Raw genomic sequence first — 24,342 nt, 5'->3', positions numbered from 1 at the left:
TGGATAACACGTTTTTTTATAATGCAAAATAAATCAAATTAATCTACAGAAACATTTTCTGCTTCTTCCTCTGCAAAATCAAGTACATTCTTCTTATTAGCTTCCATACGGTCATGTTCTTCCTTAGAACCTACTATCAACTTTTGCCATTGACGAAGACCTGTACCTGCAGGAATAAGATGCCCACAAATGACATTCTCCTTCATACCAAGCAGCTGATCGCTCTTACCACGAATAGCAGCTTCATTAAGAACCTTTGTTGTTTCTTGGAAAGAAGCAGCACTCATAAAGCTCTTTGTACCAAGAGAAGCACGAGTAATACCTTGCAATATCTGTGTTGCAGTAGCTTGAACAGCATCACGCACTTGGACAGGCTTCATATCACGACGCTTTAAAGCAGAATTTTCATCACGTAACTTACGAGCAGAAAGTATCTGACCTTTATAACAATTTTCGCTATCACCTGGGTCTGTAACAACCTTTTTACCCCAAATACGATCATTCTCTTCTGCAAAATCTAACTTATCTACAAGATCCTGCTCTAAGAATGTAGTATCTCCTGGATCGTCAATACGCACCTTACGCATCATCTGACGAACAATAATCTCAAAGTGCTTATCATTAATCTTCACACCTTGCAAACGATAGACATCTTGTACCTCATTAACAATATATTCCTGAACTGCCGTAGGTCCCATAATAGAAAGAATGTCAGCCGGAGTAATAATGCCATCTGAAAGAGGAGTACCTGCACGAACAGCATCGTGTTCCTGAACAAGTATCTGCTTAGACAGACTTACAAGATACTTACGCTGCTCACCTGTCTTAGAAGTAACTATGATCTCACGATTACCACGCTTTACCTTTCCCATAGTAACCTCACCATCTATTTCTGAAACAACAGCAGGATTAGAAGGATTACGAGCCTCAAACAATTCGGTTACACGTGGAAGACCACCAGTAATATCACCCGCACCACCTACTGAACGTGGTATCTTAACAAGGGTAACACCAGTCTTAATTTCCTGTCCCTCTTTTAACACCTGCTCCAAGTGTCCACCAACAGGAAGATTATATGTACCAAGAATATCAGCAGCAGCATAATTACCATCAGCCTCCTTCTTAGCTCCCTTCTTAACTATATCTACAGTAGGAACACGAGCTTTATCACGAGAGTCGGTAATAATACGCTCAGTAAGACCTGTTGCATCGTCGGTTTCAGCCTTATAAGTAACTCCTTCAATAACATCATGCAAATGGAGTTTACCTGCATACTCAGAAACAATAACAGCATTAAAAGGATCCCACTTACAGATAACATCACCCTTCTTAACCTTATCGCCACTCTTAAAATAAAGAGAACTACCATAAGGTATATTATCATTCAATAGAATAATACCTGTGTTAGGATCTATAAAACGAATTTCTGCTAAACGACTCACTACCATCTCACACTCTTTCCCATCTTCATCTAAGAAAGGTACGGTACGAATCTCATCAAACTCTATCTTAGAATCGTTCTTCGCTGTGATTGTAGCATTAGCAGCAGCATTAGAAGCAATACCACCTGCATGGAATGTACGAAGAGTAAGCTGAGTACCAGGTTCGCCAATAGCTTGGGCTGCAATAACGCCTACAGCCTCTCCCAACTGCACCATACGAGCAGAAGCAAGATTGCGACCATAACATTTCTTACATACACCTTTTTTGCTCTCACAAGTAAGTACAGAACGTATCTCAACCATTTCTATCGGAGATGCTTCTATCAACTTAACCTTAGCCTCTGTTATTTCTTCTCCCGCAGCAACAATTACTTCACCTGTCGTAGGATTAAGAACATCATGCACAGATACACGACCAAGTATACGCTCACCTAAGGAAGCTATAACCTCATCTCCACTTTTTAAAGCACGACACTCAAGACCACGAAGTGAACCACAATCATCTTCTGTTATTATAACATCATGAGAAACATCTACCAAACGACGCGTTAAATATCCTGCATCAGCAGTCTTCATAGCTGTATCTGCAAGACCTTTACGAGCACCATGAGAAGATATAAAATACTCAAGCACTGACATTCCTTCCTTAAAATTAGAAAGAATAGGATTCTCTATGATTTGAGCTCCTTCTGCTCCTGCCTTTTGAGGCTTAGCCATCAAACCACGCATACCAGCAAGCTGTGCTATCTGATCAGCAGAACCACGAGCACCTGAGTCAAGCATCATATATACAGCATTAAAACCCTGATCGGCTTCTGTCATATGCTTCATAACACTAGCCTTTAGATTATTATTTACATGAGTCCACGCATCAATAACCTGATTATAACGCTCCTTATCTGTGATGAAACCCATCTCATAGTTAGCTTTTACCTGATCTACCTCTTCTTGTCCCTTACCTACAATATTAACCTTCTCCTCTGGGACTATTATATCGTCTAAGTTAAAAGAAAGACCTGCAACATATGCCATACGATAGCCCAGATTCTTTATACCATCTAAGAACTCACAAGCACGAGCCATACCTACCGACTTAATAACATCTGCTATCAAGCCACGAAGCGATTTCTTTGATATAATACCATTAAAAAAGCCTATCTCGGTTGGTACAAGTTCATTAACTATAACACGACCAACAGAGGTTTCTACCATATGCTTCTGGATCTTACCATCTACAAGATCTTCTACTATTACATTTACCTTAGCGTGCAATTCACAACGTTTCTCGTTATAAGCAATAACTGCTTCCTCTGGACCATAGAAAGTTAAGCCTTCACCCATAACACCTGCACGGAGCTTTGTTATATAATATAAACCAAGCACCATGTCTTGAGAAGGAACAGTAATAGGAGCACCATTAGCCGGGTTAAGGATATTATGACTTTGAAGCATCAAAATTTGAGTCTCCAAAATAGCTTCATTGCTTAACGGAAGATGGACTGCCATCTGGTCACCATCAAAGTCGGCATTAAAAGCCGTACAAGCTAATGGATGTAACTGAATAGCCTTACCTTCGATAAGTTTTGGCTGAAAAGCTTGAATACCCAAACGGTGAAGCGTAGGAGCACGGTTTAACATAACAGGATGCCCCTTCATAACATTCTCTAAAATGTCCCAAATAACAGGTTCTCTGCGATCTACAATCTTCTTAGCACTCTTCACAGTCTTTACAATACCACGCTCTATCAACTTACGAATAATAAATGGCTTATAAAGTTCTGCTGCCATTAGTTTAGGAAGACCACACTCACCCATCTGCAATTCTGGACCTACTACAATTACAGAACGAGCTGAATAATCAACACGTTTACCTAAAAGATTTTGACGGAAACGCCCTTGCTTACCCTTCAAAGAGTCAGAAAGAGATTTTAATGGACGATTACTCTCGCTCTTTACAGCAGAAGATTTACGACTATTATCAAATAAAGAATCGACAGCTTCCTGAAGCATACGCTTCTCATTACGCAAAATGACTTCAGGAGCATGTATTTCCATTAATCTCTTCAAACGATTATTACGAATAATAACACGACGATAAAGATCATTTAAATCGGACGTAGCAAAACGACCTCCATCTAACGGAACCAATGGACGTAATTCTGGAGGAGTTACTGGAATAATCTTCATGATCATCCATTCAGGCTGATTTATCCCAACAGACTGGCGGAAACCTTCTACGACCTGCAAACGCTTCAAAGCTTCAGTCTTACGCTGCTGACTGGTATCTGTTGTAGCACGATCGCGCAATTCACCAGCAAGATGGTCAAGATCAATATTCTTTAAAAGATCATAAACAGCCTCTGCACCCATCTTTGCAATAAACTTCTTAGGATCTGAATCATCTAAATATTCATTACCTTGTGGCAACTTATTGTCAAGTATGTTTAGATACTCTTCTTCTGAAAGAAGATCGAGCTTATGCGAACCGTTTAAATCTTCATCAGTATCACCTGCCTTCATACCTTCCACTACTCCAGGCTGAATAACAACGTAACGCTCATAATAAATAATAGAATCTAATTTCTTAGTTGGCAGACCAAGTAAATATCCTATTTTATTGGGAAGACTACGAAAATACCAAATATGTGCTACTGGTACTACAAGCTCTATATGCCCAGCACGCTCACGGCGCACTTTTTTCTCCGTAACTTCAACTCCACAACGATCACAGACAATACCCTTATAACGAATACGCTTATATTTACCACATGTACACTCATAATCCTTTGTAGGACCAAAGATACGTTCACAAAACAAGCCATCACGCTCTGGTTTGTAAGTGCGGTAGTTAATAGTCTCTGGTTTAGTTACCTCTCCATAAGAATTTTCTAAAATCTCTTCTGGAGAAGCTAAACCTATCGTAATCTTATTAAAATTACTCTTTACTTTATTATCTTTTTTAAAAGCCATATTTACTTTTATTTGAGGTGTTCAATTTAATCAAGTTTGATACTCAAGCCTAAACCACGAAGCTCATGCAATAAAACATTAAGAGATTCTGGTATACCTGGTGTAGGCATAGGTTCACCCTTAACTATTGCTTCATAAGCCTTAGAACGCCCTACAACGTCATCAGACTTAATAGTTAAAATCTCTTGTAAGACATGAGACGCACCAAACGCCTCAATAGCCCAAACCTCCATCTCTCCAAAACGCTGACCACCAAACTGTGCTTTACCACCAAGTGGCTGTTGCGTTATTAAAGAATAAGGACCTATACTACGAGCATGCATTTTGTCTTCTACCATATGTCCCAACTTTAAGAAATAGGTAACACCTACTGTAGCTGGCTGATCAAAACGTTCACCTGTTTCACCATCGTAAATATGAGTAGAACATAAATTAGGAAGACCTGCCTTATCTGTCCACTCCTTAAGATCTTCTAACTTAGCACCATCAAAGATTGGGGTAGCAAACTTAACTCCTAACTTACGACCTGCTGCACCAAGAATAGCTTCGAAAATCTGACCTAAGTTCATACGAGAAGGCACACCCATAGGATTTAAAACTAAATCTACAGGACGTCCATCCTCAAGGAAAGGCATATCTTCTGTTCGCACAACCTTAGATACAATACCTTTATTACCATGACGTCCAGCGAGCTTATCACCAACCTGAATCTTACGTTTCTTAGCAATATAAACCTTAGCCATCTGAAGAACACCAGAAGGAAGCTCATCGCCTATTGTTATAGCAAATTTACGTCGCTTGAGCTCTGCATCCATCTGCTTATACTTACGAATAAAGTTCATTATCAGCTTTTGGATTAATAAGTTTGTATGCTCGTCTTCGGTCCAACCACTAGACTGTATACTCTCATAGTCAAGATTCTTCAACGCTGCTATAGTAAACTTACTGCCTTTTGTAATTATCTCAGCATCTGAATAGTCCTTAACACCTGAAGAATCCTTACCTTCGGTAAGTTCTAATAACTTATCCACAAGAATATCCTTCAAGTCATTAATCTTTGTTTCTTGCTCCTTATCTAAACGCTGTAAAAATATCTTATCTTGACGTTTACTTTCTCGAGTTTTAAGAGCGCGACTGAATAACTTTTTATCAATAACAACACCACTCAAAGAAGGATTGGCTTTCAAAGAAGAATCTTTAACATCACCTGCTTTATCACCAAAGATAGCACGGAGTAATTTCTCTTCAGGAGAAGGATCACTCTCGCCCTTTGGAGAAATTTTACCAATCATAATATCACCAGGCTCTACACGAGCACCTACACGAATAATACCATTATCATCAAGATCTTTGGTGGTTTCCTCACTCACATTAGGAATATCAGATGTAAACTCTTCTACACCACGCTTAGTCTCACGAACTTCTAAAGAATATTCATCTACATGGACAGAAGTCAGGATATCTTCACGTACCATTCGTTCAGAAATAACTACAGCGTCCTCATAATTATATCCCTTCCAAGGCATATAAGCTACAAGAAGATTACGACCAAGAGCTAACTCTCCATTTTCAGTAGCATAACCTTCTGTTAAAATGTCATTCTTCTTTACACGCTGACCCTTCTCACAAATAGGACGAAGATCAATAACCATATTCTGATTAGTACGACGGAACTTTGGAATACGATACTCTTTTAAAGCTGGCTCAAAACTTACAAATTCCTCTTCTTCTGTTCTATCATAAAGAATGCGTATAGTTGTAGCATCAACATATTCTACAACACCATCTCCTTCTGCCATAATCATTGTACGTGAATCCTCACATACCTGCTTCTCTAAACCTGTTCCTACTATAGGAGCGTCATTATGAAGCAATGGAACAGCTTGACGCATCATATTACAACCCATAAGCGCACGGTGTCCATCGTCATGCTCTAAGAAAGGTATCAAACCTGCAGAAACAGAAGCTATCTGTTGTGGAGAAACATCCATTAAGCTAACATTAGAAGGTAATACCACTGGATAATCTGCATCCTTACGACATTTAACAGTCTCACGAATAAATGTACCATCATCGTTCAAAGGAGCATTACCCTGTCCTATTATTTTCTCTTCTTCTTCCTCTGCTGTTAAGTAAACAACATCATCATTATTCATATCTACCTTTGCAGCACTAACCTTACGATAAGGAGTTACTATAAAGCCAAGATCGTTTATCTTAGCATACATACATAATGATGATATCAAACCAATATTAGGTCCTTCAGGTGATTCTATAGGACACAAACGACCATAATGAGTATAGTGGACATCACGAACTTCAAAACCTGCACGCTCACGAGACAATCCTCCAGGACCAAGAGCAGATAAACGTCTTTTATGAGTAACCTCTGCCAAAGGATTGGTTTGGTCCATAAACTGACTTAAAGGATTAGTCCCAAAAAAAGAATTTATAACACTAGAAATAGTCTTAGCATTAATCAGATCTGTTGGACGAAACACCTCACTATCACGAACATTCATACGTTCTCTAATAGTACGGCTCATACGTGCTAAACCTATAGAAAACTGATTAGCCAACTGCTCACCAACAGTACGAACACGACGATTAGATAAGTGATCGATATCGTCAACTGTAGCATTAGAATTGATTAAATTAATAAGATACTTAACAATTTCTATAATGTCTTCCTTGGTAAGTACCCTTACCTCTGAGTCTGTTTCAATTCCCAACTTTTTATTAATACGATAACGACCTACCTCACCTAAATCATATCTTTTATCAGAAAAGAACAAATTTTGAAAAACCTCACGTGCACTAGCATCATCAGCAGCATCAGCATTACGAAGCTGACGATAAATATAATTTACAGCCTCTATTTCTGAATGACTAGGATCTTTTGCTAATGTATTGAATATTATAGAATACTTATTTGCTGCATCTTCATCCTTATGTAATAAAATCGTTGGAACAGAACTTCCTAATATTATATCAATATTATCTTCTGTTATCAATGTTTCACGCTCCACAACAACTTCATTTCGTTCGATAGAAACAACTTCTCCTGTATCTTCATCAACAAAATCTTCTGTCCACGTCTTCATTACATTTCCTGCTATTCTTCTACCGATAGCAGCCTTCATATTCTTCTTATTAACCTTTATTTCTTCACATAAATCGAAAATTTGAAGAATATCCTTATCACTCTCAAAACCAATTGCACGCAACATTGTTGTCACTGGCAATTTTTTCTTTCGGTCTATGTAAGCATACATAACATTATTAATGTCTGTTGCAAACTCTATCCAAGAGCCTTTAAAAGGAATTATACGAGCACTATATAAAACAGAACCATTAGCATGAACCCCTTGTCCAAAGAAAACACCAGGAGAACGATGTAGCTGAGATACTACAACACGTTCAGCTCCATTAATAACAAAAGTACCATTACCTGTCATATATGGTATAGTACCTAAAAAAACATCATCTGTTACAGTAGCAAAATCCTCATGATCAGGATCTGTACAGTATAATTTCATCTTAGCCTTCAAAGGAACACTATATGTCAATCCACGCTCTAAACACTCTTCTATAGAATAACGAGGAGGATCTACAAAATAATCCAAGAACTCTAGAACAAAATTATTACGCGTATCAGTTATAGGAAAATTTTCTGTGAAAACCTTATATAGACCATCATTCTTACGTTCTTCAGGAGGTGTATCAAGCTGTAAAAAATCACTAAAAGATTTTAGCTGTACATCAAGAAAATCTGGATATGGATAAGGATTCTTAACGCTTGCAAAATTTACTCTGGGTTTATTTTCTAATGCCATAAATAAAATAATAATAATCGAATGAAAACAACCTTAATATAAAAAGGAAAGACATTCAATAAAAGTCTAAAAGACATAAAAAGGTTAGAACTCACCTACTTGGTAAATTCTAACCTTATAATTTAAATAGTTAACTAAAACTTATTTTAATTCAACTTTAGCACCTTCAGCTTCAATAGCCTTCTTCAAGTTTTCAGCTTCATCTTTAGACAAGCCTTCCTTCAATGTAGAAGGTGCTCCATCAACTAAATCTTTAGCTTCTTTCAATCCAAGACCACAAGCTTCCTTAACAGCCTTAACTACCTTTAATTTATTTGGACCAGCTTCAGTAAGAACTACATCAAAAGACGTTTTCTCTTCAGCAGCAGCTGCACCACCAGCAGCAGGACCAGCAACAGCAACAGCTGCAGCTGCAGGTTCGATACCATACTCGTCCTTTAGGACTGTTGCCAACTCATTCACTTCCTTAACAGTAAGATTTACTAATTCTTCTGCAATAGCTTTAATATCTGCCATCTTATTTAAACTTTTTAATTTTGTTCTAAAAATAAATATATCTTTGACTTTATTAGATTTTATTCTGCGCGCTCGCCTAAAGTCTTAAGCACACCATGAATAGTGTTCGCACCAGATTGAAGAGAAGACATCACATTCTTTGCTGGAGATTGTAGCAATGCCACAACATCTGCAATAAGTTCATTCTTACTCTTAAGAGCCGCAAGTTCGGCTAATTTATCAGCACCTACGAAAATAGATTCTTCAGCATATGCCGCTTTTAAAGCAGGTATACCTTCCTTAGAATATTCTTTCAATAGCTTAGCAGGAACATTTGCTGTAGTCGAAAACATAACAGCAGTGTTACCAACCAACGAACTATATAATGGTTCAAAATCTACATCTGAAGCTTCTAAAGCTTTATGAAGAAGGGTGTTTTTAACAACAACCATCTTTATTTCGCTCTTAAAGCATTTACGACGGAGAGAACTTGTAGCTTCTGCATTCAAACCAGTCACATCAACTATATAGAAATGAGGATAGCTTTTTATTGTCTCACCGAGCTCAGCTATAATAGTATCTTTTACTTCTTTTTTCATTTTACCAAACTTTTAGAGTTATTCAGCTGATTTAGGATCAATCTTTATACCCTTACTCATTGTACTCGAAATAAAGATACTCTTGATATATGTACCTTTAGCAGCAGCAGGTTTCAACTTGATAACTGTAGAAATAAATTCCTTAGCATTACCAAAAATTTGTTCAGCAGACATACCAACCTTACCGATTGAAGTATGAATAATACCAGCTTTATCAACCTTAAAATCTATTTTGCCTTGCTTTACTTCCTTAACTGCTTTAGCAACGTCCATAGTCACAGTACCACTTTTAGGGTTAGGCATAAGCCCACGAGGACCAAGAACACGACCTAAAGGACCTAATTTACCCATACAAGATGGCATTGTAATAATAACATCTATATCTGTCCAGCCACCTTTAATCTTCTCAACATATTCATCAAGACCCACATGATCTGCACCAGCTTCTTTTGCAGCAGCTTCCTGATCAGGAGTACAAAGGCAGAGAACACGGGTAACCTTACCTGTACCATATGGGAGCGACACTACGCCACGTACCATTTGATTAGCTTTACGAGGGTCTACACCGAGACGCACGTCTATATCAACCGAAGCATCAAACTTTGTAGTAGTAATATCTTTTACTAATTGTGATGCCTCTGCTAATGTATACGCTTTCCCTGTTTCAACCTTCTCAGCTACTGATTTCTGATTTTTTGTCAGTTTACTCATTTTTACTTTTGAAGTTTAAAATTATTCACCAGGGAAATCCCCTTTTACTGTAATACCCATACTACGAGCAGTACCAGCTATCAAACGCATTGCACTTTCTACAGTGAAGCAATTTAAATCTGGCATCTTATCTTCAGCTATTGCCTTAATCTGATCCCAAGTAACTGTAGCTACCTTCTTTCTATTAGGCTCACCAGAACCTCCTTTAACTTTTGCAGCTTCCATTAACTGGACTGCAGCAGGAGGAGTTTTAATGATAAAGCTGAAAGACTTATCGTTGTAATAAGTAATTACGACTGGAAGTACTTTACCAGCCTTGTCCTGGGTACGGGCATTAAATTCCTTACAAAATCCCATGATATTTATACCCTTGGAACCAAGAGCAGGACCAACTGGGGGTGAAGGATTCGCAGCACCGCCTTTAATCTGTAGTTTGATTAAACCAGCAACTTCTTTAGCCATTTCCTTTGTTAATATTAAAAATTAAACTATAAAAGATAGAACAATTATCCGTAACAATACTTATTCTTCTCTTGCAACTTGCATAAAACTTAATTCAAGTGGATTTTGTCTGCCAAAAATCATAACCATTACCTTCAGCTTATGTTTCTCAGTATTAACATCTTCTATAACACCATGAAAACCAGAAAAAGGTCCTTCTATAACTTTCACCGACTCACCCACATTGTATGGCACATCTTGCATATTTCCAGCCTCAACATCTTCTACATTACCCAATAACCTATTCACATCTGCCTGACGAACAGGTGTAGGCTCAGAAGTCCCACCTAAAAATCCCAAGACATTAGGAATAAATCTAAGTGTAGAAGCTACATCAGGAGTCATATTGGCTTGGACAAGAACATAACCAGGGAGACTTAATTTCTCCTTAACCACACGCTTGCCATTACGTAAAGAGGTATGCTTCTCCATTGGCAATAACACCTCAAAAACACGTTCAGCCAACTTTGAATTCATACGCAATTGAGCATCAATATACTCTTTTACTTTTGATTCTTTACCGCTTATAGCACGAAGTACATACCATTTATTCTCTATATCAGCCATTTCCCCAATATATTTTAACTTGGATATACAAAATTCATCACATGTTGGAAAACAAAGTCCATGAAAAACACAATCACTGCAATGACAAGGGAAGCAGATAACACAACCATTGCACTATGTGTAAGTTCGGCACGTGATGGCCAAGTAGTCTTATGCGCAAGTTCTTCGTAACAAACCTTGCAATATTTAACTAACTTATTAAACATAAAATTTATCTTTTAGCACGGGTTGCAGGGTTCGAACCCACGACCTACGGTTTTGGAGACCGTCGCTCTACCAACTGAGCTAAACCCGTAAGATAATTCCCAACCCAAAAGAATTGGGAACTATTATCTTATACCTTTATATAATAAAATTACTTCAAGTCGTCTAAAATTGCTGTAATCTGACCAGATCCTACGGTACGACCACCCTCACGAATAGCAAAACGTAAACCTTCGTTCAAAGCAACCTTATAAATTAAAGAAACTTCTATTTCAACATTATCACCAGGCATTACCATTTCTACACCTTCTGGTAATTTTATTTCACCTGTACAGTCCATTGTACGAAGATAGAACTGTGGACGATATTTGTTACCGAAAGGAGTATGACGACCACCTTCTTCTTTTTTCAAAACATAAATAGAAGCCTTAAAATGATCATGAGGAGTAATAGCACCTGGGTGTACAACTACCATACCACGCTTAACTTCTGATTTATCAATACCACGAAGTAACAAACCAACATTATCACCAGCTTCACCTTCGCTCAAATTCTTACGGAACATTTCTACTCCAGTGATAACAGACTTTTTGTCTTCACCAAGACCTAACAACTGTACTTCATCACCAACCTTACACTTTCCTGTTTCGATACGACCAGTAGCTACTGTACCACGACCAGTAATTGAGAACACATCTTCTACAGGCATCAAGAAAGGTTTATCAACTTCACGCTCTGGCTGCTGAATCCATGTATCTACAGTATCCATCAATTCCATAACAGAGTTTACCCACTTCTCTACACCATTTAATGCTCCAAGTGCTGAACCACGAATAATAGGAGTATCCTCCTCATATCCATACTGCTCAAGAATCTCACGAACTTCCATCTCAACAAGGTCAAGCATTTCTTCATCATCAACCATGTCGCACTTATTCAAGAAAACAACCAAACGAGGTACATTTACCTGACGAGCCAACAATACGTGCTCACGTGTCTGAGGCATAGGACCATCTGTAGCAGCTACAACAAGAATAGAACCATCCATCTGTGCAGCACCTGTTACCATGTTCTTTACGTAGTCAGCGTGTCCTGGACAATCTACGTGAGCATAGTGACGATTAGCTGTTTCGTACTCTATATGAGCAGAATTAATAGTAATACCACGCTCTTTCTCCTCAGGTGCATTATCGATCTGATCGAAAGACTTTATATCACCAGTACCGAAACCCTTTTCATGAAGAGTCTTAGAAATAGCAGCAGTAAGAGTTGTCTTACCGTGGTCTACGTGACCAATAGTACCAATATTTACGTGCGGTTTGGTACGTACGAATTCTTCTTTAGCCATAGCTTATTTTTTATTTAATATTAAATTAATAATCAATTTTAAAGACTTACATTACTATAAATATAATGTAGAGCTGTAACTGAGAGTTGAACTCAGGACCTCTTCCTTACCAAGGAAGTGCTCTACCACTGAGCTATTACAGCAACGTGAGCGGAAAACGGGGCTCAAACCCGCGACCCCCAGCTTGGAAGGCTAGTGCTCTATCAACTGAGCTATTTCCGCAATTAAGAGTGGGTAGTGATGGATTCGAACCACCGAAGCTAGAAGCAGCAGATTTACAGTCTGCCCCATTTGGCCACTCTGGAAACTACCCTTACTCTTTTTATTCCTATACGCTTTATAGGAGAGCCTCTTGTCGGATTCGAACCAACGACCCCGAGATTACAAATCACGTGCTCTGGCCAACTGAGCTAAAGAGGCGAACATGCAACCGTTATAAACTTTTGCTGCTATACCATTGTAAAACGGCTGCAAAGTTAATGTTTATTTTTTAATCCTCAAAACTTTTAGGATAAAAAATTAACGACTACGTTGTTTTTCTTTATATTTTGCAAGCTGAACTTTAACTGCATCTAAGCACATATCAACACTTTCCTCAAAAGTATCACTTGTCTTTTCAACAAAAAGCGTTGTACCCGGGACTACAATATTAATGCTTGTTGTCTTGTTTAATGCTGAAGCAGGCTTCTCAACTTTTAATTGCACCTCTACTTTCTGAATTTCATCATAAGACTTCTCTAACTTCTCTACCTTTTTATTAATAAAGGCTTGCAACTTCTCAGTAGCATCAAAATGAATTGACCTAATAAAAATCTCCATAATCACCTCCTTTTTTTTATAATTAAGACCTTGGATGGGCACTTTTATAAATTTGCTTTAACTGTTCAAATGTGGTATGAGTATATACTTCTGTTGTAGCAAGAGACTCATGCCCTAATAGCTTACGAACACTTTCTAATCCGGCTTTATGATTTAACATTGCTGTTGCAAAACTATGCCGTAACACATGAGGAGTCCGTTTTTTCAATGTAGACACCTTTGAAAGATTTTTCTTTACAAGGTATCTAACCTGATTAGCATTTACTCTTATACCTTTCTCAGTAACAAAGAACGCTTTTTCTCCTTCAACAGAAACACGCTTTTTTAAATAAGATTTCAACTCTTCTTCCAACTCTTGTCCTATTGGAATTATACGTTGCTTATTACGCTTACCCGTTACTTTTACAGTACACGTATAAAAGTCTACACTACTCATATCAAGCCCTGTTATCTCACTTAGGCGCATACCTGTTTCATATAACATCATTATTATAGCACGCGCTAATACGTCATTATATACGCCACCCCACATCTCCTTCCGCAAAAGACAATCCATTTCCGATTCTTTCACAAACACAGGCAATGGTTTTTGCTTCTTAGGACCACGAACCCCATGCACTGGATCTTTTTCCACAAATCTATGTTTGAGCAAATAACGATACAGACTTCTTAACGCACTTAACCTCCTATTCACAGAAGATACCGCAGCCTTATTATCCATCATATATTCTACCCAATTGCGAATAACATCAGAATCTATACTTTTCAAAGTAAGCTGCTCGTCACAACTCTTATAAAACAGCTCAAAGCCATTTAAATCTTCACGATAACTCTCTATAGTCTTTAAAGAATAACCTTTCTCTAAAGATAGATAGCTTAAGAATTGTTCCACCATTCGCATAATATCATCACCAGTTTTCGGCGACTAAATTACAGAGATTATATGAAACAACCAAGAGTTTTACCAAAAAAGTTACTCCTCCATTTCACGAAGACGCTGCACATAAATAGCACGCTCCATCTTCAAACGCTTCTTAACAGAAGGCTTGTCAAACTGCTGGCGAGAACGTAATTCTTTTACAACACCCGTTTTTTCAAACTTTCTCTTAAATTTTTTTAGCGCTCTTTCGATGTTTTCGCCATCTTTTACTGGTACAATAATCATGTTTTTTATTTTAATTATTTATTTATTTATTAAACAGTGCTTTAGGCTCACTATATGCCATTAGCGATTGCAAAATTACTGCTAATTTTCTTAATAAGCAAAAAAAAATAAATATTTTTCTTCTATCAAATAACAAAACAATAAAAAATGTACTTTATCCAAAAAAACACAACATACATACCAATCCATATTTTACCTTCATCAGTCAACAATATTGGAGTAAGTTAGTGATTTATTAGTTTCCTCTTTGTTCCACTATTCAAATGAAAGTGATATGACATAGAGCATTTATCCTTATCAACTATATCGAAAGTATCAAAAAACTTAAACCCACTGCTATTCAGCTCTACGAGCATTTTTTGTTCGTCCTCCAGTACATGCTCCAAGTAAAAGCTGTAGCCTAATTCCTTCACTTCCTTTGCTGTATGCCCACAAAGAAATAAAGGGTTGTCCGACACATAAAGAAATTCCTGTCTGTAATAGTCTATCAAGTAAACACTCTGATAGGTAACACGAGCAAATGCCTCTACTGTATGAATCAATGTTGACAATATATTTGAATCATAATCTGGTGCATTATGCAAAGTGTTTGATGCGATAAAGAAATCTTTTATGTCTGTCATATATGCTAAACGTGCTAAGGTTCGCTGATATATTTTACTGCAAAAGTACATTTTCAATACGGAATACATCAAAAATATTACACAAAAGTGTAAAAAATAAAAGGAAAGATGCCAAATTACACAAAAGTGTAATAGATGATTATAGCTTTTGGCTTATCGGGACGCTTTGCGGTTGCAACGAAAACAGGAATATCCACATTGACATTGTTCAAGCGGTTAATGGCATTGGCAGTAAAACCGATAGTAGAGGACAAGTACAGCTATATGATTGCAGAGATTGACAGCAAACTATTGAAAGTAATGAAGGTGTTGGGATTTGGTACACATCGAATCGGAAAATCCATTGACTACCTGACATCTGAAACAGTTCCAGTATGTTCCAGCAAAAAAGGTTTCAAAAGTCTCTTTTCCAAATTTAACGAACTTTGCAAGGTTACATAGTTACATTTTTACACAAAAAAAAAGATAATAACTTAATTATTTCATATTTTATGTGGTGAAAATAAAAAAAACAATTAAATTTGCAACAGAAATAATCAAGTCGACAAGATTATAAAGCAGACCTAACTGCCCAAAGGAGCAATGCCGGAAGCTTTAAGACGATAAAATAAATAATAAAAAATGAATAATAATGAAATTGAAAGTTTACTTCTTGCCGAGATGGAAGAAGTAACAGGCGGAAGTATGGGAACATGTGTCTGCGAAAAGGGTGGTGCTGGAGAAACCGTTGTTATAATCAAAGATGGTTCCAGCAATAATGGTGGTATTTTAGCTTAATTTCTCTATGATGGTATGCACACTTTACTGTGTGCATACCATCTTTAACTATTATACATATGAAATATCTACGACTAAACTCTCAATACGCTGTAAGAAATGAGGAGAATTGTTCTTATATTATTAAGAGACACCAGCAGATAGACAAAGAAATAGACAACTTAACTCCTGGTATTACGATGATTCCCCCATTTATTGGTTATATTTTATCGGAGATCGGTAAAAATTATAAAGAAGTATCTATTTTGAAAATAGCCAAAAATTTAGGGGTACAGGATAGTAGCCTTAAACTGTTTCTGGATAAAATAACCAATAAAAATGCAAAGAAGATTGTTGTTAATGGAAGTAATGTGATTTTACCAAAAAATCTTCTAGTATTTAGTAACAATATTGATGAAAATATTTATATAGCTTCTGCTGATTTTAAATATTCTCAACATTTCGACACAAAGCGTCCATCTATTCCTCTCAATGTTACCTTTATGGTAACCACTAAGTGTACTACAGATTGTATATATTGTTATGCTAAACGTAATTTTAAAAAGGAATTATCACTTACTGAAATAATTTCTACAATGAGAGAATGTCATGATATTGGGGTTGTAAATTTAGGAATCACAGGAGGAGATATATTTGCGTATCCACATTGGCGTGTAATTGTTGAAAAGGCTATGCAATTTGGTTATCATCCTTTTATTTCTACTAAGACTCCAATAACAAAAGAAGATGTTACTTTCTTAAAAGATACAGGCATCACTGATTTACAATTTTCTATTGATTCATTATCACTAGAAACACTTAGGTATATGGTAAAGTCGCCCAAAAATTATTTGGATAAGCTGAAAGAAATGTTCAAAGCATGCCAAGAGCTTGATATAAAACTTGATGTAAGAAGTGTTATTATCAACAAAAATGGTAATCTCTATAACTTCAAGGAATTATATGCCTTTCTGATTCAGTTTAACAACATAAAAAGTTGGGCAATAACACCTGCATTTTATTCTGAGTTTAAAGAAAAATATAAAAACATACAACCAGATAATATTCAACTATCAACTATCTCCAAATATATAACCTCTTTAGGTTCCTCTTTCCCTATTTATCTTAACAAGATTAATCAATGTGGCTATACATTACGTAATTTCTCTACAGTTGAAGACTTTGTTAAGTGCAACCAAATATGTCATGCCAATAGCTTCATGATGGCTATCTTGGCAAATGGTCAGTGTACTCCTTGCGAGATGCTTTATGATAATCCTGAGTTTAGTTTAGGCAATATAAAAGAAAGTCAAATCTTTAACATTTGGAATTCATCAAAAGCACTTAAGCTCTTCAAACCTCAACAAGCTATGGTTTGCAATGCCTCCCCTTGCTCAACTTGCAAAGTTTATACAAAATGTCGCTCCTCGATAGATAGGCGCGTTTGCTTTGTTGATATTGCAAAGACACTTGGAGTCGGCAAAGGAGAATTTCCAGACCCTCGATGTCCAGAGTCTGTTGAAATGGATGTAATACTTTAAAAATATAAGATTATGAAACGATTAATATTTATATTAATAACTCTATCTTTCCACTTTGCATGCAAAAGTCAAGATGTTCTTAAAGGAAAAATCGTAAATAAATACGGTGATGGTATTGAATATGCCAATATTGCATTATTAAAAGTTGACTCTACCTATATAAACGGTTGTGTAAGTGATAGTACTGGTTGTTTCCAGCATATCAAAACGGAATCAGCAGCACTTATAAGAGTATCCTATATTGGCTATCATACATCCCTTATTAGCTTAAGAGATTTTAATGGAACTATTATCTTAAAGGAAAATGTGAATAAGTTGAAAGAAGTTGTTGTAAAATCAAATCGTTCAGTCTTTAAGAACACCCCCGATGGTTTATCGGTAAATATACAAGGCAGTCCTTTCGCTGCCCTTGGAGAAGCTAAAGACATTCTAGCTCAATTACCCTATCTTCACGTTGACGGCAACAAAATTAGTGTAATTGGAAAGGGAAGTCCTATAATCTACGTCAACAATAGGCAGATAATGGATAACAATGAACTTAATGGGCTGCGGAGTTCACAGATTAAATATATAAAAGTTATTACAAACCCTGGAAGTAGATTTTCTAATGATGTAAATGCCGTTATTTTTATAACAACTATACCTATCAATAAAAACGGACTAACAGGACTTGCTCAATGGACAGGTAGACAGAGAACAGATTTTTCCCAAACAGGATATTTAACATTTAACTATCATGTTAAGAATATAGATTTATTTGCATCGGTTAACTATATTAATGATCACCAAAAGCAAGATCAGCAAAACTTCATTTTACTGCCTACACAACCCAATTTAACAAACATAAAAAGTGTCAGCAAACAGACTTACCAACCTAAATATTTAATCTCATCTGCTGGAATCAACTATATGTCTCCAGATGGAAAGCTTTCCTCGGGAATAAGGTATAATTTTTCGAAAACGATAGGAGTTCCTTTCATGCAAAATACTACCAACATCATTATATCAGAGGATAAACAAGATAATTTTAAAACCTCACTAGAACAGAATAGTCATGGTTATACGCACTACATAAACTCCTACATACGAAATGAGTTTAGAAACGCTTCTATCTTAGATATTGACTTATCGTATGTATCGTCGAATATAAAAACAACTTTATCAACGCAAGAAGATGGTAGAGAGGGTGAACTAATTGTTTCTAGCGTAACGGATAGAAAAGCACAATTATTTGCAGAACGTGCGTCGTGGACTTATCCATCAACATTTTTTTCGCTTACGTTTGGAAATGAATATACCTACACAGATAACAAACAGGACTTTAATCCTTTCGGGAATCCGCTACTTAAGACCATTCAGTCCTCACAAAATAGCTCGCATCAGCATGCGCTAGTTTTTTTTGTTGAGTCACAAAGAAACTGGACTAAAAATCTAAGCACCAATGTGGGACTAAGATATGACCATGTTAAGTTTGATTATTTCCTTAATCATGAGCGTCAAGCTATGCAAAGTAAATCATATAGCAATCTTATGCCAACTATCTCGCTGGCATACACAAGAGATAAACTCTCAATAGCTTTGTACTTTAGATCTACGATCATGCGTCCTTCTTATCAGGAACTTCGTGCAAGCACAAGTTATAATAATCGCTATTCGTACGAAAGTGGCAATCCATCCTTACAGCCTACTCATAAATATGATGCTGGATTTCGCTTTGGATACAAGGACTTATCATTTTCAATATCATATAACTATTACAAGGATGCCATAAGTTTTTATAAATACATGAATAGTGCTAACGAAGCAGCCATCAGTTCTTTCACCAACGAAGACTATAAGCTTATAAGTGCATCGCTGTCATATTCTCCAAAAATCAAATGGTGGAGACCTAGTTTAACCCTCGAGGGTAGTTTACCCTATATGTGCTTAAATGAAATAAAATATAATTCACCTCTTTTCATCTATTCCTTAAAGAATCTCATTACTCTTCCAAAGAGTTATTACGTAACGTTAAATATAGATGGAAACTCCTCGGGTAATATTATGTTAAGGAAAATAGCACCAGAAATATCTGTGTCATGCTCTGTAAACAAGCAATTTGGAAACCTACTTGTAAAACTAGGTGTAGATGATATATTAAAATCTAAGAAAGAAGCGTGGAGCATATTTTCTAACAACATATTCTCAAACAAAAAAATGAAATACGATTCAAGAGCTATTTATTTTACACTGCAATATAACTTCAACTCGACTAAAAGTCGATACAAGGGAGGTAAGTCTGGAAATGATGAACGAGGAAGATTATAAATTAAAATATGAAACAAAAAATAGTAGTATGCCGCCAGCACGATTCCATGCTATGCGGAGTGGCGTGCCTTAAAATAATATGCAAACATTATGGAAAGGAGTTTTCTATATATTATTTATCAAAAATATATAATGCTACCTCTGTAGGTGTATCTTTGTTAAGCATAGGGGGAAACTGTATCTACTTTAGGATTTACTTATACCTGTGGTAAAGCAAGTTTTCAAAAAATAAAAGTCATAATTTCTCCCTGCATTCTCCACTGGAATCAAAACCATTTCGTGGTATTATATAAGGTCAAGAAAGGAAAGACCTTCTTCATTGCTGACCCAGGGAAAGGACTTGTGAAATACTCGCTTGAAGAGTTTAAGAAGCATTGGATTAGTACCCCATCGGGCGGTGAGGAAAAAGGTATTGCGATGTTCTTAGAGCCCACACCTGCTTTTTATGAAAAGCTGACAGATGAACAGCCAACAGAGGAACGCTCGTTCAAGTTCCTCTTTGGCTATATCAAGAAGTACCGCAAGTATTTCGGGCAGATTGTCTTGGGGTTGCTCGTAGGCAGCCTTTTGCAACTTATCCTACCTTTCCTCACACAATCATCTATCGTGGATGCTTACAATAGGATAATATCGGTGAAAGAAAAAGGATAGATATAATTTAATGCTGCGTATCTCCAAAAAGGAATATCGGTGTTATGGTTGCGGACAATTTGCATATTGCTGCCCCATTTTGGGGTAATGGTTTAGTAACAGAACTTCTACTTAAATCCGCACTTTCATGCCTTTTACAGATAGAGCAGTTTTATGCAAATCATTTCATATTCTGTTCATTATCAGTCAGTTTTCGCAAACTTCGATTTTTCTTCATTTTCTTTAGATTAATTGCACTTCAAAACATCACCTTTTGGACTTCAAGATAATTCTTAAAATACAACTTGTTGAAAATAAAGAAGTTACCTTGTTAGTAGAACTAAACTGGTAACGATTTAGAAACGAGCGAGTTACTTGGTTTCGCTGTTTTCTGCCTAACAAAGAACGCTTGTTATTCTGTTTGCAAAGATAATACTTTGTTACCGAATAACAAGCGTTCTTGATGAGATATTCTTCTTTCTGCATTTTGTTCAGGCGTGAGTTATAATCCTCTTCCACGTTTTTTCTTTCTGTTGGCTTGGTTCCTGAGCTTGCGCTGCCACGCTGTTTCAGCATAGTCATTGCCCTGTGTGGATGGTGTAATCAAATCGCCTAATCCTTCCACAACTTCATCGGCTGCACTAACAATGGTGTCTGCCACTGTACTAATAGGATTCTGCACTTGTGGTGTGTCATTGTCTCGTGAAATTGAGGAGCGGCTTGGAGGTACGAGTTGATAACCGGTATCAGGGCGTTCGTTCTTTTCTGTTGCCTCCTGTATTGTTTGGTGTGGTTTCCTTGGCTCTTCCCTGTTGGTTGGTTCAAAGTTTTTCTGCAGGGAACGGTAGCCGAACTCCCTGCCGATTTCGGATGCCTTGAATGATTGTCCTGCGTATGAGAACTTCAAGCCATAGACCTTGCCCTGCTTGTTCTTCATGCGCTCTATCGCGATGCCGTTCTTGTTCAACTCGTAAAGGAACATGGAATGCCCAGTAATACCCATACCTTTGTACTTGTCAAGCAGGGCATAGCAGATTTGCTGTACCTGCTGTTTTGTCTGCTCTCTTATTGGACTGGCTTTTGGCTCCTGATGCTGCTTTTTCGCCTTGACCTCCTTTGCGATGGTCAAGTGTTTCTCCCTGCTGATTTCTTCCGCCACCCTTGCTGCCCTATTGCTCACAAAAGTAGTATCATAGACCTCTCCGTACAAACTGATGCGGTTGGCAATGATGTGAATGTGTCTGTTGTCGGTATCCTTGTGCGTTACCGCCACCCATTGGTGGTTGTCAAGTCCCATTTGCTTGGCAAATAAATGGGTTATCCACATGAGTTCGGACACTGACAGCTTTTTCTCGTCCTGCGGTGCGATGCCTATTTCGATACGGAGAAACTTGTTCCTGCAACGACTGTTGTAATCGCTGACCACTTTCATTTCCTCATAGATAGCCTTTGGCTCCCTGCTGCAAAGATTGTGGAAGGCAAGTCGATAGCCAAGCTTGCCCTCTCTGAAGATATAGTCTAAAGCCGTGCTGCCGTGCGCTATCGCCTTACATTTTCCTATCATTTCTTGTTAGATTTAAGACCTTATATACCTCATCTTCCACACGAAAATGAGGGTCGTAAAACCGCTTAAATGCTTCTTTTGCACATAGTGATAGGTTCTTTGTGATGAGTACCCACCTTTCGTCCTTGACCTTGATGAGATTGGATACCTGTCCATAGAACTTTCCTGTATGATGGAGAATGGCAATGGCTTCCCTCTCATTGTCTGTCATCTTGGGAACGGCTGTTACTTCTCCGTTAAGGAGTATCTCACGGCAGTAATCTGAGAACTTCCGCCCTGCACTTTCCGCTTTTGACTTGATACGCTGCTTCTCTTCTAAGGTGCATCTTACCTTGATGAACTCCGTTTTGTTCATCCGCTGTTCTTCCTTATCCTGTTGCTGCCATCGGGCAGCTTTTCCTTTGTATCTTTTCATATAAGTTTCTTAGAAAGTTAATCATTGTAGATGATTCATTGTTTCTTAATTCCTGAATACTGACCGATGAGAACGGAGTGATTACGGTCTTATCTCCCCGACAATCGAACGAGGGGAGCAAGAGCAGTTTGTGGGTACAAACTGACGTCTTGCAATGTCAGCTAACGAAACGTTTACGCATAAAGCGTTTTGGTTATTAAAAGCGAATGCCGTGCATTCAGTATCTAACTGCGTTCGTAGCGTTCCCACCATTCAGTGTTTTTAGCAAAAGTTCGTTGCCTTACTCTCTGAAAAGTGTCGAGGGTTTTGAGTGAAAGAGGTGTTCCTTTTTCTGAAACCCCTCGACCATTTTCTTGCGGTTCACAGTTTTCTCCATTTCTCTACATCCTCACCGTATTCCCCCAAATGGATGCGCACGATGTTCTCCACGAAACTTGAAAGATTGCTACCCCTGTCACCCAACCTGCGAACGATGAAGTCGGCACGTTCCTGCGTCTCCCTGCTCAGGTAAACCGCCTTTCTCTCACTTAGCTTTGTCGGAACGAGGAACGCCTGCTTGTATGCGTCGAGTGTCTCTTTTCTCATCTTGGCACTGATGCGTTTTTGAACGGTTGCATGCTCTGTATGCTGTGCAGGCTCGGCTGGCGTAACATACTTTATGACATGTTCTGTTCCTTGTTGTTTTTGCTCTTGAATATTTTTCATTCCCTTTGCTCGAAATTCAGCGACGGTTTGTTCACTTGAACTTTCAGCTTGGCTCATACTGAAAGATTTCCTGATGGTATTTTCCATTTCCTCTTTGCTGACTGTTTTCTTTTCCATACCTCTATCTTATTTTAAGTTTGACTTGTTTTCTTTTGTTGCTTGTATTGGGAGTTTTCTCCAACTTTTTCTGTTGCTCACGGACACGACTGACATGAAACTCGTTGAGGTCTTTGAAGTCTCTATAATACACTGCCATATCTTCTACCTTAAAACCTGTGTTTACAAATTCCTGCACAGCTTTTCGACCTGCATCGTCATTATCAAGAAAAGCACGAACAGAGGTTATATTTCTTTTATTCAGGTAGTGAATACTTCTTACAACATTACTCACGGAATTCATCACAAGGCATTGGTTGGTTACTTCCTCTTTCATTGAAAGGAAAGAAAGAAAATCCATAAAGCCCTCGAACAGACAGACAGGTTGTGCCTTGTCCTCAAATATAGGGGTGATGTCTTTCGGGGCAATCGTTCCCTTAAACAAATGATTGTCCCGTAGTTCATAACCACCTGAAGAATTGGCAAAGCCGATGGCTTCATATCTTCTTTCCCTTACCTCGTAGCTGATACATTTGAGAAAGGGTGTTGCCTTTTCTAAATCAATACAGCGTTCCTTTTTGAGATACTCCTGCAGGTGCGGCGGCAAGGTGTCTGAGATGCTTGTCAGTCTCATTGTTCCGCTTGCTGTTATATCCTTTCTTTGATTTGGACTGATAGATGTTTCTCTCTTTGAAGAACAGGAGCAGTACGCTGTATGCTCTAAAGCGTTCTGCCCCAAACGGCAGATGGCTTCCGAGAGCGTGCAGCCTTCCAAGCGTATACAAAGGTCGATGATACTTCCGCCCCTGCCTTCGGCATAGTCTATCCAAAGGTTCTTTTCCGTGTCCACCTTGAAACTCGGATGAGTTTCCTCCCTGAGTGGTGAGCGATACATGACATAGGTAGATGTTTTACGGACAGGCCTAATGCCTTTCCTTTCGAGATATTCCACGATGGAATATCGTTTGATTAGTGATAAATCTTCTTTTTTCATTGTTTTGATACTTTAATGGGTTGAATGATAATTATTTATGCTTGTCTGTTTTAT

20 protein-coding genes, 5 tRNA genes and 2 pseudogenes are annotated in these 24,342 nt (G+C 37.7%); 5 read left to right on the top strand and 22 right to left on the bottom strand.

What is annotated here, in order from left to right; all coding sequences use genetic code 11:
* Nucleotides 1-38: 38 nt before the first annotated feature.
* From rpoC to HMPREF9018_RS06820, 18 genes and pseudogenes are all read right to left on the bottom strand, one after another.
* Entirely contained in the window at nucleotides 39-4,412 is a 4,374-nt protein-coding gene (gene rpoC / locus HMPREF9018_RS06900) for a DNA-directed RNA polymerase subunit beta' (protein ID WP_008449764.1), read from the bottom strand.
* Between the two features lie 26 nt (nucleotides 4,413-4,438).
* Nucleotides 4,439-8,248, bottom strand: coding sequence for a DNA-directed RNA polymerase subunit beta (gene rpoB, locus HMPREF9018_RS06895; RefSeq protein WP_008449693.1), 3,810 nt, complete (start codon nucleotides 8,246-8,248; stop codon nucleotides 4,439-4,441).
* Nucleotides 8,249-8,389: 141 nt separating this feature from the next.
* A complete protein-coding gene (gene rplL, locus HMPREF9018_RS06890) occupies nucleotides 8,390-8,764 on the bottom strand; it encodes a 50S ribosomal protein L7/L12 (RefSeq protein WP_008449674.1) in 375 nt (124 codons plus the stop codon).
* A 59-nt stretch (nucleotides 8,765-8,823) separates the two neighbouring features.
* Nucleotides 8,824-9,342 carry a 50S ribosomal protein L10 gene (gene rplJ / locus HMPREF9018_RS06885; protein WP_008449683.1) on the bottom strand — a complete coding sequence of 173 codons (519 nt, stop codon included), beginning with the start codon at nucleotides 9,340-9,342 and terminating at the stop codon, nucleotides 8,824-8,826.
* A gap of 18 nt (nucleotides 9,343-9,360) precedes the next feature.
* Entirely contained in the window at nucleotides 9,361-10,053 is a 693-nt protein-coding gene (rplA, locus tag HMPREF9018_RS06880) for a 50S ribosomal protein L1 (RefSeq protein WP_008449733.1), read from the bottom strand.
* Between the two features lie 21 nt (nucleotides 10,054-10,074).
* Nucleotides 10,075-10,515, bottom strand: a complete 441-nt coding sequence (gene rplK / locus HMPREF9018_RS06875; protein WP_008449628.1) for a 50S ribosomal protein L11 — start codon at nucleotides 10,513-10,515, stop codon at nucleotides 10,075-10,077.
* A gap of 60 nt (nucleotides 10,516-10,575) precedes the next feature.
* On the bottom strand, nucleotides 10,576-11,121 hold the full coding sequence (gene nusG / locus HMPREF9018_RS06870) for a transcription termination/antitermination protein NusG (protein ID WP_008449608.1): 546 nt from the start codon (nucleotides 11,119-11,121) through the stop codon (nucleotides 10,576-10,578).
* 14 nt (nucleotides 11,122-11,135) lie between these two features.
* Entirely contained in the window at nucleotides 11,136-11,327 is a 192-nt protein-coding gene (secE, locus tag HMPREF9018_RS10735; RefSeq protein ID WP_081452778.1) for a preprotein translocase subunit SecE, read from the bottom strand.
* 16 nt (nucleotides 11,328-11,343) lie between these two features.
* Nucleotides 11,344-11,416 (bottom strand) — tRNA-Trp (locus HMPREF9018_RS06865).
* A 60-nt stretch (nucleotides 11,417-11,476) separates the two neighbouring features.
* A complete protein-coding gene (gene tuf / locus HMPREF9018_RS06860) occupies nucleotides 11,477-12,673 on the bottom strand; it encodes an elongation factor Tu (RefSeq protein WP_008449622.1) in 1,197 nt (398 codons plus the stop codon).
* Nucleotides 12,674-12,744: 71 nt separating this feature from the next.
* Nucleotides 12,745-12,816, bottom strand: a tRNA-Thr gene (locus HMPREF9018_RS06855).
* A gap of 6 nt (nucleotides 12,817-12,822) precedes the next feature.
* A tRNA-Gly gene (locus HMPREF9018_RS06850) sits at nucleotides 12,823-12,895 on the bottom strand.
* 9 nt (nucleotides 12,896-12,904) lie between these two features.
* Nucleotides 12,905-12,986 (bottom strand) — tRNA-Tyr (locus HMPREF9018_RS06845).
* A 33-nt stretch (nucleotides 12,987-13,019) separates the two neighbouring features.
* Nucleotides 13,020-13,093: transfer RNA gene (locus HMPREF9018_RS06840), tRNA-Thr, on the bottom strand.
* A 99-nt stretch (nucleotides 13,094-13,192) separates the two neighbouring features.
* A complete protein-coding gene (gene hpf, locus HMPREF9018_RS06835; protein ID WP_008449667.1) occupies nucleotides 13,193-13,492 on the bottom strand; it encodes a ribosome hibernation-promoting factor, HPF/YfiA family in 300 nt (99 codons plus the stop codon).
* Nucleotides 13,493-13,514: 22 nt separating this feature from the next.
* Nucleotides 13,515-14,393 (bottom strand): tyrosine-type recombinase/integrase, encoded by an 879-nt coding sequence (locus HMPREF9018_RS06830; RefSeq protein WP_008449673.1) that lies wholly within the window; start codon nucleotides 14,391-14,393, stop codon nucleotides 13,515-13,517.
* A gap of 72 nt (nucleotides 14,394-14,465) precedes the next feature.
* The gene (gene rpsU, locus HMPREF9018_RS06825) at nucleotides 14,466-14,657 is read right to left on the bottom strand and encodes a 30S ribosomal protein S21 (protein WP_008449704.1); all 192 of its coding nucleotides are present in this window, start codon (nucleotides 14,655-14,657) and stop codon (nucleotides 14,466-14,468) included.
* Between the two features lie 227 nt (nucleotides 14,658-14,884).
* Nucleotides 14,885-15,280: pseudogene (locus tag HMPREF9018_RS06820) on the bottom strand (LuxR family transcriptional regulator); the annotation flags it as partial.
* A gap of 198 nt (nucleotides 15,281-15,478) precedes the next feature.
* Here HMPREF9018_RS06820 and HMPREF9018_RS06815 point away from each other — a divergent pair.
* The 5 genes and pseudogenes from HMPREF9018_RS06815 to HMPREF9018_RS11110 form a co-directional block, all read left to right on the top strand.
* On the top strand, nucleotides 15,479-15,721 hold the full coding sequence (locus tag HMPREF9018_RS06815) for a hypothetical protein (protein WP_231551720.1): 243 nt from the start codon (nucleotides 15,479-15,481) through the stop codon (nucleotides 15,719-15,721).
* 180 nt (nucleotides 15,722-15,901) lie between these two features.
* A complete protein-coding gene (locus tag HMPREF9018_RS11010; RefSeq protein ID WP_157794589.1) occupies nucleotides 15,902-16,057 on the top strand; it encodes a hypothetical protein in 156 nt (51 codons plus the stop codon).
* Between the two features lie 59 nt (nucleotides 16,058-16,116).
* On the top strand, nucleotides 16,117-17,577 hold the full coding sequence (locus HMPREF9018_RS06810) for a radical SAM/SPASM domain-containing protein (protein ID WP_008449749.1): 1,461 nt from the start codon (nucleotides 16,117-16,119) through the stop codon (nucleotides 17,575-17,577).
* Nucleotides 17,578-17,589: 12 nt separating this feature from the next.
* Nucleotides 17,590-19,884 (top strand): outer membrane beta-barrel family protein, encoded by a 2,295-nt coding sequence (locus HMPREF9018_RS06805; RefSeq protein WP_008449696.1) that lies wholly within the window; start codon nucleotides 17,590-17,592, stop codon nucleotides 19,882-19,884.
* Between the two features lie 8 nt (nucleotides 19,885-19,892).
* Nucleotides 19,893-20,496: pseudogene (locus tag HMPREF9018_RS11110) on the top strand (cysteine peptidase family C39 domain-containing protein); the annotation flags it as partial.
* Nucleotides 20,497-21,016: 520 nt separating this feature from the next.
* On the opposite strand, the gene HMPREF9018_RS06795 reads toward HMPREF9018_RS11110, so the two are convergent.
* The 4 genes from HMPREF9018_RS06795 to HMPREF9018_RS06780 form a co-directional block, all read right to left on the bottom strand.
* Nucleotides 21,017-22,078 carry a relaxase/mobilization nuclease domain-containing protein gene (locus HMPREF9018_RS06795; RefSeq protein ID WP_008449737.1) on the bottom strand — a complete coding sequence of 354 codons (1,062 nt, stop codon included), beginning with the start codon at nucleotides 22,076-22,078 and terminating at the stop codon, nucleotides 21,017-21,019.
* On the bottom strand, nucleotides 22,062-22,493 hold the full coding sequence (locus HMPREF9018_RS06790) for a plasmid mobilization protein (protein ID WP_008449726.1): 432 nt from the start codon (nucleotides 22,491-22,493) through the stop codon (nucleotides 22,062-22,064). The genes HMPREF9018_RS06795 and HMPREF9018_RS06790 overlap by 17 nt, the downstream gene beginning before the upstream one ends.
* 360 nt (nucleotides 22,494-22,853) lie before the next feature.
* The gene (locus HMPREF9018_RS06785) at nucleotides 22,854-23,315 is read right to left on the bottom strand and encodes a DUF3408 domain-containing protein (protein WP_008449678.1); all 462 of its coding nucleotides are present in this window, start codon (nucleotides 23,313-23,315) and stop codon (nucleotides 22,854-22,856) included.
* Between the two features lie 4 nt (nucleotides 23,316-23,319).
* Nucleotides 23,320-24,288: a toprim domain-containing protein gene (locus HMPREF9018_RS06780; RefSeq protein ID WP_039864613.1), complete on the bottom strand. Its 969-nt coding sequence runs from the start codon at nucleotides 24,286-24,288 to the stop codon at nucleotides 23,320-23,322.
* Nucleotides 24,289-24,342 lie beyond the last annotated feature (54 nt).

Source organism: Prevotella amnii CRIS 21A-A, from assembly GCF_000177355.1.
GTDB lineage: Bacteria > Bacteroidota > Bacteroidia > Bacteroidales > Bacteroidaceae > Prevotella > Prevotella amnii.
The sequence above is the reverse complement of the archived record's forward strand: the minus strand, read 5'-3'. Positions and strand labels throughout refer to the sequence as shown.